1 pseudogene is annotated in these 228 nt (G+C 34.6%); it reads left to right on the top strand.

Annotated elements, in window-relative coordinates:
• Window positions 1–112, top strand: a pseudogene (locus tag CP368_RS10330) (IS30 family transposase); the annotation flags it as partial.
• Window positions 113–228: the final 116 nt, after the last annotated feature.

Genomic DNA, 228 nt, shown 5'->3' with positions numbered 1-228 from the left:
AATCATTGACATTGAAACTTGGTGCAATTCATTGCCAAGAAAGATCTTGGCTTATTATACACCAGATGAAATTTTTGAAAGAGAATTAGATCGCATCTATCAAACAGCCTAAACAAAAGTGTTCACGTTATTATTGCAATTTACGAAAAAAATATATATCATAAACCTCAAACAATAGAGTAGAGGGAGTTTAATTCTCGCCCCTCTCATTGCACCGGACGTACGGTT

Source organism: Lactobacillus sp. UMNPBX17, from assembly GCF_002553735.1.
Taxonomy (GTDB): Bacteria; Bacillota; Bacilli; order Lactobacillales; family Lactobacillaceae; genus Lactobacillus; species Lactobacillus gallinarum.
This window is presented reverse-complemented; position numbering and strand designations above follow the sequence as displayed.